Annotated in this window: 16 protein-coding genes; 10 read left to right on the top strand and 6 right to left on the bottom strand. The window is 64.3% G+C overall.

All coding sequences use genetic code 11. From position 1 onward, the window contains the following. Positions 1-483: 483 nt before the first annotated feature. From AC5PZ0_RS10925 to AC5PZ0_RS10910, 4 genes are read right to left on the bottom strand one after another with little or no spacing between them, the layout of a single operon-like run. Positions 484-1275: an ABC transporter permease gene (locus AC5PZ0_RS10925; protein WP_027596436.1), complete on the bottom strand. Its 792-nt coding sequence runs from the start codon at positions 1273-1275 to the stop codon at positions 484-486. Continuing rightward, complete coding sequence (locus AC5PZ0_RS10920) at positions 1275-2021, bottom strand: ABC transporter ATP-binding protein (RefSeq protein ID WP_493854907.1); 747 nt, start codon at positions 2019-2021, stop codon at positions 1275-1277. Before AC5PZ0_RS10920 ends, AC5PZ0_RS10925 begins: the two co-directional genes overlap by 1 nt. Beyond that, the gene (locus AC5PZ0_RS10915) at positions 2018-3007 is read right to left on the bottom strand and encodes a YVTN family beta-propeller repeat protein (RefSeq protein WP_274888817.1); all 990 of its coding nucleotides are present in this window, start codon (positions 3005-3007) and stop codon (positions 2018-2020) included. Before AC5PZ0_RS10915 ends, AC5PZ0_RS10920 begins: the two co-directional genes overlap by 4 nt. Before the next feature lie 30 nt (positions 3008-3037). Beyond that, the gene (locus AC5PZ0_RS10910) at positions 3038-4225 is read right to left on the bottom strand and encodes an ABC transporter substrate-binding protein (RefSeq protein WP_493854906.1); all 1188 of its coding nucleotides are present in this window, start codon (positions 4223-4225) and stop codon (positions 3038-3040) included. A 164-nt stretch (positions 4226-4389) separates the two neighbouring features. Here AC5PZ0_RS10910 and AC5PZ0_RS10905 point away from each other — a divergent pair, with 164 nt between their 5' ends. Together AC5PZ0_RS10905 and AC5PZ0_RS10900 are read left to right on the top strand one after the other, a co-directional pair. After that, the gene (locus AC5PZ0_RS10905; RefSeq protein WP_493854905.1) at positions 4390-5664 is read left to right on the top strand and encodes a sensor histidine kinase; all 1275 of its coding nucleotides are present in this window, start codon (positions 4390-4392) and stop codon (positions 5662-5664) included. Continuing rightward, entirely contained in the window at positions 5664-6302 is a 639-nt protein-coding gene (locus tag AC5PZ0_RS10900) for a response regulator (protein ID WP_027596441.1), read from the top strand. The genes AC5PZ0_RS10905 and AC5PZ0_RS10900 overlap by 1 nt, the downstream gene beginning before the upstream one ends. Positions 6303-6619: 317 nt before the next feature. Here the strand turns inward: AC5PZ0_RS10900 and AC5PZ0_RS10895 are convergent, their stop codons facing one another. Next, the gene (locus AC5PZ0_RS10895; RefSeq protein ID WP_099429607.1) at positions 6620-7276 is read right to left on the bottom strand and encodes a pentapeptide repeat-containing protein; all 657 of its coding nucleotides are present in this window, start codon (positions 7274-7276) and stop codon (positions 6620-6622) included. A gap of 65 nt (positions 7277-7341) precedes the next feature. Continuing rightward, the gene (exaA, locus tag AC5PZ0_RS10890; protein ID WP_033694345.1) at positions 7342-9237 is read right to left on the bottom strand and encodes a quinoprotein ethanol dehydrogenase; all 1896 of its coding nucleotides are present in this window, start codon (positions 9235-9237) and stop codon (positions 7342-7344) included. A 254-nt stretch (positions 9238-9491) separates the two neighbouring features. On the opposite strand from exaA, the gene pedF reads away from it, so the two are divergent. The 8 genes from pedF (at position 9492) to pqqB (ending at position 17593) form a co-directional block, all read left to right on the top strand. Beyond that, positions 9492-9953, top strand: a complete 462-nt coding sequence (gene pedF, locus AC5PZ0_RS10885; RefSeq protein ID WP_493854904.1) for a cytochrome c-550 PedF — start codon at positions 9492-9494, stop codon at positions 9951-9953. A 5-nt stretch (positions 9954-9958) separates the two neighbouring features. Further along, positions 9959-10834 (top strand): substrate-binding periplasmic protein, encoded by an 876-nt coding sequence (locus tag AC5PZ0_RS10880; protein ID WP_027596445.1) that lies wholly within the window; start codon positions 9959-9961, stop codon positions 10832-10834. Further along, a complete protein-coding gene (locus tag AC5PZ0_RS10875; RefSeq protein ID WP_493854903.1) occupies positions 10831-11592 on the top strand; it encodes a quinoprotein dehydrogenase-associated SoxYZ-like carrier in 762 nt (253 codons plus the stop codon). The genes AC5PZ0_RS10880 and AC5PZ0_RS10875 overlap by 4 nt, the downstream gene beginning before the upstream one ends. A gap of 41 nt (positions 11593-11633) precedes the next feature. Beyond that, on the top strand, positions 11634-12572 hold the full coding sequence (locus tag AC5PZ0_RS10870; RefSeq protein WP_493854902.1) for a quinoprotein relay system zinc metallohydrolase 1: 939 nt from the start codon (positions 11634-11636) through the stop codon (positions 12570-12572). Between the two features lie 278 nt (positions 12573-12850). Next, on the top strand, positions 12851-14665 hold the full coding sequence (pedH, locus tag AC5PZ0_RS10865) for a PQQ-dependent alcohol dehydrogenase PedH (RefSeq protein ID WP_027596448.1): 1815 nt from the start codon (positions 12851-12853) through the stop codon (positions 14663-14665). A gap of 135 nt (positions 14666-14800) precedes the next feature. Continuing rightward, positions 14801-16321 (top strand): acetaldehyde dehydrogenase ExaC, encoded by a 1521-nt coding sequence (gene exaC, locus AC5PZ0_RS10860; protein WP_274883365.1) that lies wholly within the window; start codon positions 14801-14803, stop codon positions 16319-16321. 232 nt (positions 16322-16553) lie between these two features. Beyond that, positions 16554-16625 carry a pyrroloquinoline quinone precursor peptide PqqA gene (gene pqqA, locus AC5PZ0_RS10855; protein ID WP_003253598.1) on the top strand — a complete coding sequence of 24 codons (72 nt, stop codon included), beginning with the start codon at positions 16554-16556 and terminating at the stop codon, positions 16623-16625. A gap of 53 nt (positions 16626-16678) precedes the next feature. Further along, positions 16679-17593, top strand: coding sequence for a pyrroloquinoline quinone biosynthesis protein PqqB (gene pqqB / locus AC5PZ0_RS10850; protein WP_493854901.1), 915 nt, complete (start codon positions 16679-16681; stop codon positions 17591-17593). Position 17594: the final 1 nt, after the last annotated feature.

The raw sequence follows: 17594 nt of genomic DNA, 5'->3' as shown, positions 1-17594 counted from the left end.
CCTTGTGCTGCGAAGAGGTCGGCAACAGCAGCGAAGATTCATTGTGTTGTCACTGGCCTCTTCGCAGCACAAGGCTGCTCCTACAGAGATTGCATATGATGATTGGCTCAGCGTCACCCCATAATCATTGCAAAGCCCTTGCGTGTGCTCAGTTATTCCTTCGCTCAGCACGGACCGGTAGGAGCAGCCTTGTGCTGCGAAGAGGTCGGCAACAGCAGCGAAGATTCATTGTGTTGTCACTGGCCTCTTCGCAGCACAAGGCTGCTCCTACAGAGATTGCACATGGCGATTGGCTCAGCGTCACCCCTTAATCATTGCAAAGCCCTTGCGTGTGCTCAGTTATTCCTTCACTCAGCACGGACCGGTAGGAGCAGCCTTGTGCTGCGAAGAGGCCGGCAACAGCAGCGAAGATTCTCTGTGTTGTCACTGGCCTCTTCGCAGCACAAGGCTGCTCCTACAGGGATTTTCGCAAGGCATGAGGGGTCAGCGCGGCTTGCGCAGCGCTGCGTGCTGGGGGTTGAAGGTCAGTATCGCGAGCAGGGTGAACAGCACGGTCAGGCCCAGGCAGACTGCCAGCGCCAGCGGATTGAAGCGTTCGTACAGCGCGAAACGCACCAGTTCCACGGCGTGAGTGAAGGGGTTCAGGGCGCACAGCCAATACAGCCACTGGCTGGCCTCGCGCATTTTCCACAGCGGGTACAGCGCCGAGGACAGGAAAAACAACGGGAAGATCACGAAATTCATCACCCCGGCAAAGTTTTCCAACTGGCGAATCGCATTCGACAGCAACAGCCCCAGGGCGCTGAGCATCAGGGCCACCAGCAACAAGGCCGGCAGCGCCAGCAACAACCCCGCAGCTGGGGGCTGCACGCCATACAGCCAGGCGATGGCGAGAAACGCATAAACCTGTAGCAGGGAAATCAACGAGGTCGCCAGCAGCTTGCTGCCGAGCAGAAACGCGCGCGGCAAGGGGCTGGTCAGCAGCACGCGCATACTGCCCATCTCGCGGTCATAGACCATCGACAGCGAGCCCTGCATGCCGTTGAACAGCAGAATCATGCAGGCAAGGCCGGGGATGATGTACACCTCGTAGGGGATGTAGGTGTCGTAGGGCTCGATGATTGCTATGCCCAGGGCCGCACGAAACCCGGCGGCAAACACCAGCAACCACAGCAGAGGGCGTACCAGGGCGCTGAGAAACCGCGTGCGCTGCAACACGAACCGCAGGCATTCGCGCAGCAGGATGCCGTTGAAACATTGCCAGTAGGCGTTCATCAGGCCTTCACTCCTGGGGTGGGGCCAGGCGCGCGGGTCAGGCGCGCGAAGGCGTTGTCGAGGTCGCCGCCGTGCGCTTGGCTCAGGGCATCAGCGGTGCCACTGGCCACCAGGCGCCCCTGGTGCAGGATCAGCAGGTCATCACTGGGCTGCACCTCATCCAGCAGGTGGGTGGTCCAGAGCACACTCAGCCCCTGCTCGCGGCACAGGTGCCGAAGGTGCTGGTTGAGCGCCAGGCGGCTGGCCGGGTCGAGGCCGACGCTGGCTTCGTCGAGCAACAGCAAGCGCGGTTGGTGGAGCAGGGCGCGGGCAATTTCCACCCGGCGCCGGTGCCCGATATTCAGCGCACGAACGGGCTCGCGCCGGCGCTCGTCGAGGCCCTGGCGGGCCAGTTCGGCCTCGACCCGCAGGTTGCCCTGGCGCCGCGACAGGCCATGCAACGAGGCGTGGTAGCGCAGGTTCTGTTCGACGCTCAGGTCCAGGTCCAGGGTGCTTTGCTGAAACACCACGCCCAGTTGTCGCAACGCCGGGCGCGCCGCGTTGCGCAACGAGCAGCCGCAGACGCGGATGTCGCCCTGTTGCACGTCGTAAAGCCGGGTGAGCAGTGCGATCAAGGTCGACTTGCCGGCGCCATTGGGGCCCAGCAACGCAGCAAAACGCCCAGGCGCCACACTGAACCCCACGTGCTTGAGCGCCTCGCGCTGGCCGTAGGCGAAACTCACGTCACTGACGTCGAGGGTATTCATGGCGTGACCACCACGCCCCAGGGGTAGCGCCCGACCTTTACCGACTTGAGCACCTTGAGGGTTTTGGTATCGATCACCGAGACGTCGCCGCTGACCCCGTTGGTGGCCAGCAATTGGCTTTGGTCTGGGGTGAATGCCAGCTGCCAAACGCGCCGCCCAACCAGCAGGTAGTCCAGCACCTCGTAAGTCTTGGCATCGATCACCGCCACATGGTTGGCCGGGCCCAGGGCGACGAACGCGTACTGGCCATCGGCGCTGAGCTTGATGCCCACCGGCTGGACTTTGTCCGGGTGCACGCCCTTGATCTGGAAGTTCAGGGTTTTCAGCACCTGGCGCGTGGCCACGTCGAGAATGGTCACCGTGCCGCCGATTTCCGCCGAGGCCCAGAGCCGCGAGCCATCCTGGTTGAACTCGACGAAGCGCGGCCGTTGATCCACCAGGGTGCTGTCGGCCAGGGTCTGGGTGCTGGTGTCGATCCAGTGCAGCATGTTGGTGGTTTCGCTGGTATTGACCGCCCACTTACCATCGGGGCTTACCGCCATGCCCTCGGGCTCGATGCCGACGTTGATCTGCCCGAGCACTTTGTCGGTTTCGGTGTCGATCACCGTTACCAGTGCGTCGTCTTCGTTTGACACATACAGCCAGCGGTCATTGGGGTGCAGGGCGAACTGCTCGGGGTCCTTGCCGGAGGGCAGTTCCTTGATGATCTTGCGGGTGGCCACGTCCATCACCTGCACCCGGTCCGAATCGCTGGCGCAGATGTACAGCCGCTTGTTGTCGTGGGACAGCAGCAGGCCACGTGGGCGCTGGCCCACGGGCAGGGTCTCGGTAACTTCCAGGCTTTGCAGGTCGATCAGGCTAAGGCTGTTGTCCTTCTCGTTCGAGACCCAGGCGGTGGCGGCGCTGGCGTGCCCGGTGGCAAGCGCCAGCGCGCCGGCCAGCAGGGAGGGGAAAAGCACAGGCCGGTAGCAAAGGGGGCGACGCATGGCGGAATCCTTTTTTTGTGATTATCGGTTTCAGGGGTAGCCGCAGGTCACTTCGGGCTTGTCGAAGCCCAAGCTGTCCATTTCGTTGAAGGGGTGCAGGAAGCCCTCCTGGGGCGAAGTGCTGACCAGCGCGCGTGGCTGAACCAGCGGGATGGGTTGGCGCAGTTCGCCGTTCCATGGGCGGTAGCTGAGCTTGCGGCCTTTGAAGCCATCCAGCGGCAGCTGGTCGCTGAGCAGCAGTTGCTGCAGGGCGCGTGGTTCGGCCTGGCGCAGTTTGCTGACGGCGCTGGCGATGCTGCGCACGGCCATCCAGGCGGCGAAGTCGCGGTCGTTCATCCAGCGTCCGGCCTGGGCTTCGAAGCGTTTTTGCAACTGCGCTGCGCCAAAGGTTTCCACGGTCTTGTGCCAGCCGGTGGGGGTCAGGCCCTGGGTGCCGGCCACGGGGCGGGGGTACCAGGTCTGGTAGGGCAGGTATTCGCCGAAGTCGCCGCGTTCGTCGGCCACCAGCACCACGTCGTACTCGGCGGTTTGGGTGAACAGTGGCATATCGGCTTGGGCGCTGCGGCGCTGGTCGTTGTCGAAGCGCCAGGTTTTTTCCGCCACCAGCTGCACGCCGAAGCGCTTCACCGCCCGGCGTAGGGCCGCGGCGTAGGCCTGGTCATCTTCGGTCTGGCCGACGACAAGCAACGCCCGCTGCCATTTGCGCAGTACCAGAAACTGCGCCAGGGCATCGGCCAGCATGGCGCGGCTGGGCAGGCTATGCAGCACATTGCCCAGGCACTGGCTGCTGCGCAAGCTGTCGTCGGGGCTGCCGGCGTTGAACAGCAGGCTGTCGGGCAGGGCGGCAGACAGTGCGCGCAGGCTGGCGGCCGGCGCGTTCACTACGAACAGCCGCAGGCCCTGGTCATGCTGGGCCTTGGCGGCTTGCAGCAGGGCCTCGGGGCTGTCTACGTGGGTGCTGGCAAGGGTGAACGCCTGCTTGAGAAAACGCCCCGTGCTGTTGCTGTCGACAATCGCCAGCTCGGCGCCCTGCAGCCCCGCGTCGGCGGGCTCGGGGATGATGTTGGACAGCAGCGGGCCGGGGTCGGGGCGATAGCCCAGGTAGCCGATGCGCACCTGCAATTGCTGCTCTGGCGGGGCGGCCGATGCGAAGGCCGAACACAGCGCCATGGCCAGGGCCAGCAGGCAGGTCAGGGCAAGAGGGGCAGGCTGGCGCATAAACGCACTCCACGGCAGATGGCGCCAGCATAGGAAGCCGGCCGGGAGGGGGAAATATGCAGAAAGTAGCGCTCGGCCAGTACCAAGGTAGTAAATCACCGCTAAGGCCTCGGTTTTACGATGGGTCGCAGCCCTGGCCGCGTTCACCCGGAGGAAACTGCCCAATGCGCCTCATCAACCTGTCGGCCCAGTGGCGGATCAACCTGTGGGTCACGTTCTTTTTCGCCTTGGTCACCTTGGCCTGTGGCGGGTTGCTGCTGCACCAGGCGGTGGCCGATGTCGAGCGCGAATTGCAGTCTGCCGAAGCTGTGGTGGCGTACCTCGCCGACACGGCCGAACGCGACCCGGCGAGCCTGCAACCGCGGCTGACCCAGAGCCTGCGCCACGTGCGGGTGCACTGGCTGGCGGCGGGCGAAACCGCGCAGATGCCGCGGGAGGCCGGCCTGGATGCCTGGCTGGGGCGCCAGCTGTTCGGTGATCGCCGCCACAGCACCCGCTTGCTGGACTTGAGCGAGGGGCGCCGGGTACTCATCGCCGTGGATGCGCGGGATGAAATCGACGAAGTCCGGGATTCCCTGCAGCAGTTGCTGGGCTTGTGTGGCCTGGCCTTGCTCGTGAGCCTGTTGACCATCCGCTGGGCGGTGCGGCGCGGCATGGGCCTGCTGGATGAACTGCTGCGTGCGTTGCGCCAGGTCTCGGGTGGGCAGTTGACCACTCGCCTGCGCGAATCCGGCCTGCCAGAGGCACGCCAGTTGGCGGCGCATTTCAACCGCATGACCGCGACCCTGGAGCAGACCCGGGCTGACAATGCCCAGCTCACCCAAACCCTGTTGGCGGTACAGGAACAGGAACGCACCCACCTGGCGCAGGCCCTGCACGATGACCTCGGGCAGTACCTGGCGGGTATCCGCGCCCAGGTCTGCCTGCTGCGCCTGGTGGCAGGCCAGCCGACGGTGGTGGAGCAGACCGCGCAAGCCCTGGAGCTTAATTGCGAACGCCTGCAGCAAGGCTTTCGTGCCTTGGTACACGACTTGTATCCGGTGGCGTTGCAACACGTGCCATTGGCCGAAGCCTTTGGTGTGCTGGTGAGCCAATGGCAGGCCAGCCAAGGCATCGATTGCCGTTTGCGGGTCGGTGAGCGCCTGCCGGTGCTGCCCGGCCCCAGCCGAACGCATTTGTATCGCCTGCTGCAGGAGGCGTTGACCAACGTTGCCCGGCATGCCGGCGCCAGCCAGGTGCGGGTGCGCCTGCAACGCAGCGCCAAGGGCTTGCGCCTGCTGGTGCGTGACAACGGCTGCGGCGCGAGCCAGCCCCAGCGGCCCGGCGTAGGCCTGCATTCGATGGCCGAGCGCGCGCGCAGCCTGGGCGGCGAATTACGCATCCTGAGTCGCCCGGGTGCCGGCTGGGCGTTGGCCCTGAACATTCCCATGGAGGCCTGATGAATATCGTATTGGTGGATGACCACGCCGTGGTGCGCCAGGGTTATGCCAGCCTGTTGCGGGCGGTGCTGCCGGCGATGGAAGTGCGCGAGGCCGCCAGCGGCGAAGAGGCGCTGGTGCGGGTTCAGGAGCAAGTACCGAACCTGGTGATCATGGACTTCGGCCTGCCCGGCATCAGCGGCCTGGAGACCACCCGCCGGCTGCGTCAGCGCCTGCCGCAACTGCGGGTGCTGTTTTTCAGCATGCATGATGAGCTGCCCCTGGTGCGCCAGGCCCTGGAGGCGGGGGCTTCGGGCTACCTGACCAAGAATTCGGCGCCCCAGGTGTTGATCGAGGCGGTGCACCGGGTGTTGGCCGGGCATGCCTATATCGAGCAGCCTTTAGCCACACAACTGGCCTGCACACCGCAACAGAACGCCAGCGACCCGCGCTTGCAGCGCATGACCCAGCGCGAGTTGGAGATTTTCGTGATGCTGGCCAAGGGCACCCCGGTGCGGGTGATTGCCGAACAGCTGTGCATCAGTGCCAAGACCGTTTCCAATCACCTGACCTTGCTCAAGAGCAAGTTGCAGGTGAGTTCCCACGCTGAGCTGGTGCACCTGGGTATTGATCTGGGGGTGGTGCGGGTGGCGGGGTGAGGATTTGTGGGAGATTTTGTGGCCTGGGGGTTCGGTTTGGAATTTTTGGCGCCTGGGAGATCGAGCGCCGCCCGTGCGGCGCATCGCGAGCAACGCTCGCTCCTACGTTTGTTTCGGGCCAATTGTTCCTGGGGCAAACGCGCGCGACCGCCCTGGCGCATGACGCGATATGGCGTCGAACAAACAAGGCGGTCGCGCGCGCCTGTCACAGGCGTTATTGGCCAAAAACAAACGTAGGAGCGAGCGTTGCTCGCGATGCGCCGCGCGGGCGGCGCACGATCTCACAGGCGCCAAACCCCTCACGGCGAACACCCTGCTCAATCATCCCAACTCCCAGGACAGCCCGCACACCCTTCCATGTTGGCCTCCTGAAAATTCCCATAATGCTGCCGCGCCCCGCGCAGGTCGGCTTGCGCCAAGTTGCTCTGGCCAAATTTGGCTTCCTGCAGGTTGGCATCGCCGAGGTTGGCCCCTTGCAGGTCGGTTTTACTCAGCCAGGCCATCTCCAGGTCCGCCGCCCGCAGGTTGGCCTGGTGCATGTTCGCCCCGGAAAGCCTGGCGAACTGCAGGTACGCCGCACTGAGGTCGGCCTTCTCGAACTGCGCCCCCTGGGCAAACAGCCCCCAGCCTTGGATGGCAATCAGCGTGCTATGGCTCAGGTCTGCCAACCGCAGGTTGCTTTGCTGCAGGCTGGCGCGGGTCAGGTTGGCGCCCTGCAAGCGGGCCTTTTCCAGGTTGGCCAGGTCCAGGCGGGCATGGCGCAGGTCGGCATCGCGCAGGTCAGCGCCGGCCAGGTTCATCTTGCGCAAGTCCTGGTTGGCCAGGTTGGCGCCACGCAAATTGGCGCCCGGGCACTGGCTGCCTTCGGCAATTACGCAGCCGTTGACGGTCAAGGGGGCATCGTTGTCGTCGTCGGCATTCACGGCCAGGGCAGGGGCAAGGAGCAACAGCAGGGCAAAGGGCAGGTAATTCATGAGCGAAGACTCTCGGTGAAAGGAGGGCAGGTGCGGGGAGGGCGCTGGGCGCTCCCCGCAGGCGATCACCGCTGCGCGGTCTTGTTGTCCCAGCTTGGGATCTTGAACACCCAGAACGAGCCGCCCTGGGCCACCGGCTTGGTCAGTTCGGCCATGTCGCCGCCCCACAGCGGCACCGCGCCGCCATAGCCCACGGTCACGCCGATGTACTGCTCGCCGTCCTGTTCCCAGGTGATGGGTGGCGAGACGATGCCGCTGCCGGTCTGGAACTTCCACAGCTCCTTGCCCGTCTTGGCGTCGAAGGCCTTGAAGAAGCCGTCGCCAGTGCCGGTGAACACCAGGTTGCCCTTGGTCGCCAGTACGCCGGCCCACAGTGGCAGGTGCTCTTTGTGCTCCCAGACCAGCTTGCCGGTGGCCGGGTCCATGGCGCGCAAGGTGCCGACGTGGTCGTCATACATACGCTTGATGCGGAAGCCCATGCCCAGGTAGGCCGAGCCCTTCTTGTAGTTCACTTCTTCGGTCCAGTACTCCTCCTTCCACTGGTTGCCGGGGATGTAGAACAGGCCGGTGTCCTGGCTGTAGGCCATGGGGTTCCAGTTCTTGCCACCCAGGAACGGCGGCGAAACTTCCACCGGCTTGCCCTTGGTTTCACCCGGCAGCGGCTTGGCTGGCCGCTGGCCGGGGTTTTCCACCGGGCGCCCGGTCTTGAGGTCGATATGGCTGGCCCAGGTGATGTTGTCGACGAAGGGGAAGGCGTTCTGCAATTTGCCGTTGTTGCGGTCCACCACGTAGAAGAAGCCGTTGCGGTCGGCGTGGCCGGTGGCCTTGACCACCTTGCCGTCCTTGTCTTTGTAATCGAACAGCACCAGCTCGTTGTTGCCGGAGAAGTCCCAGGCATCGTTCGGCGTGTGTTGGTAGAACCACTTCACTTCGCCGGTGCTGGGGTCGACGCCGACCTGGCCCGAGGTGTAGAGGCTGTCGTAGTCGTGGGGGTTGCCGTCCTTGGACGTGCGCGCCCAGGTGTTCCAAGGGCCAGGGTTGCCAGCACCGACGATGATGGTGTTGCTCTCGGGGTCGAAGCTGGCGCTCTGCCAGGGTGCGCCCCCGCCGTGGCTCCAGGCCTCGACCTTGCCGGTCTCGGTGGTCGGGTCGTCTGGCCAGGACGGCGCCTTGACATCGCCGGTCGGGGTGCTGTCCTTGCCGTTCAGGCGGCCCATGTGGCCTTCGACGAAGGGCCGCATCCACACTTCTTCACCGGTGTCCGGGTCGCGGGCGAACAACTGGCCGACCACACCGAACTCATCGCCGGAGCTGCCGTGGATCAGCAACACCTTGCCGCTGGTCTTGTCTTTGATCAGCACTGGGGCGCCGGTCATGGTGTAGCCGGCGCTGTGGTCGCCGAACTTCTTGTTCCACACCACCTTGCCGGTGCGCTTGTCGAGGGCGATGAGGCGGGCGTCGAGGGTGCCGAAGTAGATCTTGTCGCCGAAGATGGCCGCCCCGCGGTTGACCACGTCGCAGCACGGGCGAATGTTGTCTGGCAGGCGGTGGTTGTAGGTCCACAGGCGTTTGCCGGTCTTGGCGTCGAGGGCAAATACCCGCGAGTAGGAGCCGGTGACGTAGACCACGCCGTCGCTGACGATGGCCTGGGATTCCTGGCCGCGCTGTTTTTCGTCGCCGAAGGAATAGGACCAGGCCGGGGTCAGCTTGAACACGTTCTGGTCGTTGACCTGGGCCAGTGGGCTCCAGCGCTGGGCATTGGTGCCCATGCCGTATTGCAGCACGTCCTGGGTAGTCAGGTGGTCGTTGGCAATGTCTTCCCAGGTCACGTTCTTGCTGGCAGGTGCCGCGGGGGCGGTGGCTGCGGTGGCCGCCGTGCAGAGGGCAAGGCTACCGGCCAGCAGCAGGGCCCGCACGCTGAGGGCCAGAGGGGAAAGGGCGGGTAGCGATCTTATTGTCATGGTTGCAGTTCCCTGTGGAGGTTTTGGCCTGCACAGGGTGGCGGCGGGACGGCGGCTGGGGATACGGAAAAAGTCCCGCCCTTGCCGGGAATAGTTCCCGGGCGGCACCTCATTTGGCCCTTCGCCACAAGCCCTACTACCAAGGGAGTAAGGCCCGGCCACCAAAGCAGCATACGGCCGCGCGCGGGCTGTTTCTAAGATGGCGGCACGGCCTCTGTGGTTGAGGCCTTGCGTGCAATCTTGAGGGCATAACAATGACAAAAAAACGCAACGTCTTGCTCGCTGCAGGCCTGCTGGCCGGTGCTGTGCTGACGGGCACGGTGTGGGCTCATGGCAATGTGGTGCCCCAGGCGGTGGAAACCCAGGGCCTGACCCCGATCAAAGACGCTGGGGTAAGCCTGGACGGCGACGGCTGGGCCGCGGTCAACCCTTACCGCACCTCCCCAGAGCACGACAAAGCCGTGGAAATCGGCGCCTCGGCCTACAACCAGAACTGCGCCGCTTGCCATGGCCTGGAAGCCAAGTCTGGCGGTATCGCCCCGGATTTGCGCCTGCTCGATGTGGGCGAGGCCGGGGATGAGTGGTTCGTCGAGCGGGTGCGCCACGGCGCGGTGCGTGACGGGCGGGTGTACATGCCGAAGATGGCCGATTACCTGAGCCAGGAAGCCCTGTGGGCGGTACGCACCTACCTGGACAGCGTGCACGTCGAGGAGTGATCGCCATGCGTCTGTCGGCCGTGCTGTTGAGTGGCCTGCTGCTGTGCTGTGCGGCAGTGCAGGCTCAGGTGCGCAACTACGACGCGATCATCGCTGCCGGTGAATTGAAGGTGGCGGTGTACAAGGATTTCGCGCCCTACAGCTTCGAGGACCACGGCCAGCCGCGTGGCGTCGATGTGGAGCTGGCGCAAGCGCTGGCCACGGCCTTGGGGGTGCACCTGCAATTGATCTGGGCGCCGCCAGGGGAAAAGCTCGACGACGACCTGCGCGACTACATCTGGCGCGGCAGCCCGCTGCGCCACCAGCAGTTGGCCGACCTGATGATGCGGGTGCCCTACGACCACGCCTACGCGCAGAAGCGCAACGAGCTGGGCGAGCTGGAAAACGCCCAGGTGGTGATGTTCGGCCCCTATCAGGAGGAGCGCTGGCAGGTGGCCTATGACCGCCGCCGCCTGCCTTCGGTGGCCAGTGTCGCGGTGTTCCAGCAGCACCCCATCGGGGTCGAGGTGGACAGTGTGCCGTCGTTCTACCTGACCTCGGTGTTCAATGGCATGCTCAGCGCCAACACCCACCATTACCCCAGCGTGCAACAGGCGTTCGGCGCGCTACAGGCCGGCCAGGTGGACGCGGTGATGGCGATGCGCGGCGAGGTTGACTGGCAGTTGCATCAGGCCGCCGACCCGCAACTGGCCCTGGCGGAAAACGCCTACCCGAACTTGGGCAAGCAGGCATGGGACATCGGCATGGCAGTGCATGAAAGCAACCGGCAGTTGGCCTATGCGGTGGAAGAAGCCCTCGAGGCGATGATCCGCGATGGCCGGCTGAAGGCGCTGTACGCCACCTACGGCCTGCGCTACGAGGTCCCGGAGATGTACCAATGAACTGGCGCGCGACATTACTGCTGGCCTGTTGGATGCCTTGGACAGCCCAGGCTGGTGAACCGAGCAGCAAGACCGACCCGGTGCCCTCGGTGATGTGGGATTTCTACCACAAGCAACTGCTGGGGCAGGCGCCGTTCGTTTTCGATGAGCGGGTGAAGTTGTTGGCGCCGCCCTTTGCCGAGGACGCCCGGCAAGTGCCGCTGGAGATCGACGCCCGCGCATTCGCGGGCGACGTGGTACGGATCCTCGCCTGGGCCGAACTCAACCCCCTGCCGCGTATTGTCGACTTCGAGCCTGGCGAACGTGTGCTGCCGTGGCTGTCGATCCGCATCCGCATCGAACAGGCCACGCCGCTGCGCGCTGCGGTGCTGACGCGTGATGGTGTGTGGCATGTCGGTTCGACCCTGATCGATGCAGCTGGCGGTGGTTGTACCGCGCCCAGTGTGGTGCGCACCCAACCTGGCTGGGAGGAGCATGTCGGTGAGGTGCTGGGCGGGCGCTACCCGCGCGGTGATGGCAGCCGCTTGCGCCTGCAGGTGTCCCACCCGATGGACAACGGCCTGGTCAGCGGCATCCCTGAGTTCTTCCTCGAACATGCCGAATTGCAAGGCGCGGATGGCCAGCGCCTGGCCAGCCTCGCGCTGTATCCGGCAGTCAGCGAGAACCCCAACCTGGGGTTTGATATCCAGGGCCCCGGGCTTACCCGGCTGCTGTTGCGGGACAACAGCGGTAACCAGTTCGAAGCGGCGGTGCCGTGAGCGCGTTGCTTGCCTTCACCCCCTGATCAGAGGCGCCTGTCATGCGTTGGATGCTGCTGTTGTTGCTGTGCCTGGGCCTACCGGCCTGGGCGGACCTGGACTATCGACTCACGCCCCGGCAAATCGCGGAAGGCACTTGGCTGCTGGAGGGCAGCACCGACAATTTCGCCAAGGCGAATGGCGGCAATATCGTCAATACCGCGTTCATCGTCACCGACAGCGGCGTGGTGGTGATCGACAGCGGGCCGTCCAAGCGCTACGGCGAGGCCCTGCGCCAGGCTATTGCCGCGACCACCGACAAGCCGGTGGTCGAAGTGCTGCTGACCCACCATCACCCCGACCATGTGCTGGGCAATCAGGCCTTTACCGACGTGCCTATTGGCGCCCTGGCTGGCACAGGCGCCCTGCTGCGCCAGCAGGGCGAGGCGATGGCCGAGAACATGTACCGCTTGGTCGGTGACTGGATGCGCGGCACCGAGGTGGTGCTGCCGACCCGGGTGCTGGAACCGGGTGTGCATGAGGTGGGTGGGCACCGGTTGCGGCTGTTGGCGCTGGGCGGGCATACCGGTGCGGACCTGGCGATTCTCGATGAGAAGACTGGGGTGCTGTTTGCCGGCGATTTGGTGTTTTACGAGCGCGCCCTGACCACCCCCAACAGCCCAGGGCTGGACGTTTGGCTCAAGGACCTGGACACCTTGCAGGCCTTGCCCTGGAAGCAGCTCGTGCCGGGGCATGGGCCGGTGGCCAGCGATGCTAAGCCTTTTGCGCAGATGCGTGATTACCTGGGCTGGCTGGATGGCCTGATGCGCGAGGGGGCAGCGCGTGGGGATGACATGGTCGAGATGATCCGCAGCCCGATCCCTGAGCGGTTTGCCGGTATCAGCCTGACCCGTTATGAGTTGATTCGCAGCGTCAGTCACCTGTACCCGCGGTATGAGCGTTTGCGGTTGCAGCGTATCGACGGCAAGCCGCCTATTTGACCAGCAGAAGCAACCTACAGGTTGTGGGAGCGGGCTTGTCCCGCGAACGGGGCTACGCGGTGCTTGGCACCGGCTTTGCCGGTGTTCGCGGGGCAAGCCCGCTCCCACAGAGTCCCTGCTAGCTCAACAAGCTATGCGCTGTTCTATGAAAGCCCCTGTACCAAGGAAGTAGAAAACTCCACATTGCGGGCAATTGTTGGCAAGCAGGTCGGGCACAAGAATTCTCGGCACACCGGGAAAATTTCCCGGGCACAACAAAAAAACCAAAGGTAGCCGTCATGACCCGATCCCCACGTCGTCCCTTGTTCGCCGTGAGCCTGGTGCTCAGCGCCATGCTGCTGTCCGGCGCGGCACAGGCCGCTGTCAGCGATGAAGAAATCCTCCAGGACCCGAAAAACCCGCAGCAGATCGTGACCAATGGCCTGGGGGTCCAGGGCCAGCGCTACAGCCCGCTGGACCTGCTCAATGTCGGCAACGTCAAGGAACTGCGGCCAGTCTGGGCCTTTTCGTTCGGCGGTGAAAAGCAGCGCGGCCAGCAGGCCCAGCCGCTGATCAAGGACGGCGTGATGTACATGACCGGCTCCTACTCGCGGGTGTTCGCCGTCGACGCCCGTACCGGCAAAAAACTCTGGCAATACGATGCGCGCCTGCCAGATGACATTCGCCCTTGCTGTGACGTGATCAACCGCGGCGTGGCGCTGTACGGCGACCTGGTGTTCTTCGGCACCCTGGATGCCAAGCTGGTGGCCCTGAACAAAGACACCGGCAAGGTGGTCTGGAGCAAGAAGGTCGCCGACCACAAGGAAGGCTATTCCATCAGCGCCGCGCCGATGATCGTCAACGGCAAGCTGATCACCGGTGTGGCCGGGGGCGAGTTCGGCGTGGTGGGCAAGATCCAGGCGTACAACCCGGAAAACGGCGAGCTGCTGTGGATGCGCCCGACCGTGGAAGGGCACATGGGCTACGTCTACAAAGACGGCAAGGCCATCGAGAACGGTATCTCGGGCGGCGAGGCGGGCAAGACCTGGCCCGGCGACCTGTGGAAGACCGGTGGTGCAGCGCCGTGGCTGGGCGGTTACTACGACCCTGAAACCAACCTGTTGCTGTTCGGCACCGGCAACCCGGCGCCGTGGAACTCCCACCTGCGCCCAGGTGACAACCTGTATTCCTCGTCGCGCCTGGCCTTGAACCCGGACGACGGCACCATCAAATGGCACTTCCAGAGCACGCCCCATGACGGCTGGGATTTCGACGGCGTCAACGAGCTGATCTCGTTCAATTACAAGGACGGCGGCAAGGAGGTCAAGGCCGCCGCAACCGCTGACCGCAACGGCTTCTTCTACGTGCTGGACCGCACCAACGGCAAATTCATCCGCGGCTTCCCCTTCGTCGACAAGATCACCTGGGCGACCGGCCTGGACAAGAATGGCCGCCCGATCTACAACGAGGCCAGCCGGCCAGGGGCGCCGGGCACTGAGGCCAAGGGCAGTTCCGTGTTCGTCGCACCGGCCTTCCTCGGCGCCAAGAACTGGATGCCCATGGCCTATAACAGGGATACCGGGCTGTTCTACGTGCCGTCCAACGAATGGGGCATGGACATCTGGAACGAAGGGATTGCCTACAAGAAAGGCGCGGCGTTCCTCGGGGCCGGTTTCACCATCAAACCGCTCAACGAAGACTACATCGGCGTGCTGCGCGCCATTGACCCGGTCAGCGGCAAGGAAGTGTGGCGCCACAAGAACTTCGCGCCATTGTGGGGCGGGGTGCTGACCACCAAAGGCAACCTCGTGTTCACCGGCACGCCGGAAGGTTTCCTGCAGGCGTTCAACGCCAAGACCGGCGAGAAAGTCTGGGAGTTCCAGACGGGCTCCGGCGTACTTGGCTCGCCGGTGACCTGGGAAATGGACGGCGAGCAGTACGTCTCGGTGCTGTCCGGCTGGGGCGGCGCGGTGCCGCTGTGGGGCGGCGAAGTGGCCAAGCGGGTGAAGGACTTCAACCAGGGCGGCATGCTCTGGACCTTCAAGTTGCCTAAACAGCTGCAGCAAGCGGCCAGTGCCGAGGCGCCAGCACCCAGCGCCAAGCCGCAAAGCTGACACCGGGCCGCTTGCGGCCCTACTACCAAATGACGAGAGCTCCGCTGCCAACGATGCATACGTCTGGCACGCGGGGCTTTTTACCATCGGTCCATCGCCTGTCGTTGGACAGGCATCGACCCGCAGAGGCTCAGCATGATCTACGCACAACCCGGAACCCCAGGCGCCATCGTGTCGTTCAAACCCCGCTACGGCAATTTCATCGGCGGCGAGTTCGTGCCGCCGTCCGGTGGCGAGTACTTCACCAACAGCTCGCCGGTCAATGGCCAGCCGATTGCCGAATTCCCACGCTCCACCGCCGCGGACATTGACCACGCCCTTGACGCCGCGCATGCCGCTGCCGACGCCTGGGGCAAAACCTCGGTGCAGGACCGCGCCCTGGTGCTGCTGAAGATCGCCGACCGCATCGAGCAAAACCTGGAAGTGCTGGCCGTCAGCGAAAGCTGGGACAACGGCAAGGCTGTGCGCGAAACCCTCAATGCCGACGTGCCGCTGGCGGCGGACCACTTCCGTTACTTTGCCGGCTGCATCCGTGCCCAGGAAGGTGGGGCGGCAGAGATCAACGCGCTGACCACGGCCTACCATTTCCACGAACCCCTGGGTGTGGTCGGGCAGATCATCCCGTGGAACTTCCCGCTGCTGATGGCCGCCTGGAAGCTCGCCCCGGCCCTGGCCGCCGGTAACTGCGTGGTGCTCAAACCCGCTGAACAGACCCCGTTGTCGATCACGATTTTCGCCGAGCTGATCGCCGACCTGCTGCCAGCCGGTGTGTTGAACATTGTCCAGGGCTTTGGCCGTGAAGCCGGTGAGGCCCTGGCCACCAGCAAGCGCATCGCCAAGATCGCCTTTACCGGCTCCACCCCGGTGGGCTCGCACATCATGAAATGCGCGGCCGAGAACATCATCCCGTCTACCGTCGAACTGGGCGGCAAATCGCCGAACATCTTCTTCGAAGACATCATGCAGGCCGAGCCTGCGTTCATCGAAAAGGCCGCCGAAGGCCTGGTGCTGGCGTTCTTCAACCAGGGTGAGGTGTGCACCTGCCCGTCGCGGGCGCTGATCCAGGAGTCGATCTACGAGCCGTTCATGGCCGAGGTGATGAAGAAAATCGCCAAGATCACCCGTGGCAACCCGCTGGACACCGACACCATGGTGGGTGCCCAGGCCTCCGAGCAGCAATACGACAAGATTCTCTCCTACCTGGAGATTGCCAAGGAGGAGGGCGCGCAGTTGCTCACCGGCGGCGCTGCCGAGCGGCTCGACGGTGACCTGTCGACCGGGTACTACATTCAGCCGACCCTGCTCAAGGGCCACAACAAGATGCGCGTGTTCCAGGAAGAGATCTTCGGCCCGGTGGTGGGCGTGACCACCTTCAAGGACGAAGCCGAAGCGCTGGCCATCGCCAACGACAGCGAGTTCGGCCTGGGCGCAGGCCTGTGGACCCGTGACATCAACCGCGCCTACCGCATGGGCCGGGCGATCAAGGCCGGCCGCGTGTGGACCAACTGCTACCACCTGTACCCGGCGCATGCGGCGTTTGGCGGTTACAAGAAATCCGGCGTGGGCCGCGAGACCCACAAGATGATGCTCGACCATTACCAGCAGACCAAGAACCTGCTGGTGAGCTATGACATCAATCCGCTGGGCTTTTTCTAAGCCTTGGATGGCCTCGGGGGCTGCTTTGCAGCCCTTCGCAGGCAAGCCAGCTCCTACAAGATCCACACTGATCCAGGCGGGAGCAGTTTGCCCGTGAGTAGGCCGGTACAGAACTAGACAACCCCCTACCAACGCACCCCGCAAGCTCGTTCCAAAGTAGCATTCGGCCCCGCCGCCCCCCGTGCATTAATGCCTCTACCGGAATTGCCCGGCACAAGAAGAGGACCGCCCCATGTGGACTAAACCCGCCTTTACCGACCTGCGCATTGGCTTCGAAGTGACGATGTATTTCGCCAATCGTTGATGGCTCTGCGGCCATCGTAGCGATGGCCGTTCCTTCTCTGGGGATCGTTGTCCATGCACATTCGTGTTCTCGGCTCCGCCGCTGGCGGTGGTTTTCCGCAGTGGAACTGCAACTGTCGCCAATGCACCTGTGTGCGTAATGGCAGCCTGAGGGCGCAGCGGCGCACGCAGTCTTCGATCGCGGTGAGCGACGATGGCGAGCAGTGGATCCTGTGCAACGCTTCACCCGACATCCGCGCCCAGCTCGAAAACTTCCCCGCTTTGCAACCGGCGCGCCGCCTGCGCGACACGGCAATTGGCGCGGTGGTGCTGCTGGACAGCCAGATCGACCATTGCACGGGCCTGCTCAGCCTGCGCGAAGGCTGCCCGCACACGGTGTGGTGCACCGAGCGGGTGCATGAAGACCTGAGTAGCGGTTTCCCGCTGTTTACCCTGCTCAAGCACTGGAATGGTGGCTTGCAGTGGCAATGCATCGGCCTGGACCGCGAACCGTTTCGCATCGCTGCCTGCCCAAACCTGCAATTTCGCGCGGTCCCGTTGCTGAGCAACGCGCCGCCGTATTCGCCCAACCGCGGCAACCCGCAATCGGGCGACACCATTGGCCTGCTCATCGAGGACCGGCGCAGTGGTGCCTCGGTGTTCTATGCGCCGGGCCTGGGGCAGGTCGATGCCGAAGTGGCGAGCTGGATGCGCCATGCCGACTGCCTGCTGCTGGACGGCACGCTGTGGCGCGACGACGAGATGCGGGTGTGCGAAGTCGGCCAAAGCCTGGGCAGTGAAATGGGCCACCTGGCGCAGAGTGGCCCGGGTGGCATGCTCGACGTGCTGGAGGGCTTCAGCCGCCAGCGCAAGATCCTCATCCACATCAACAACACCAACCCGATCCTCGATGAAGACTCGGCCGAACGGGCTTTGCTGGATCGGCGGGGGATTGAAGTGGCGTACGACGGCTTGTCTATCACGCTGTAAG

It is taken from the genome of Pseudomonas sp. 5.2 (assembly GCF_059025405.1).
The sequence above is the reverse complement of the archived record's forward strand: the minus strand, read 5'-3'. Positions and strand labels throughout refer to the sequence as shown.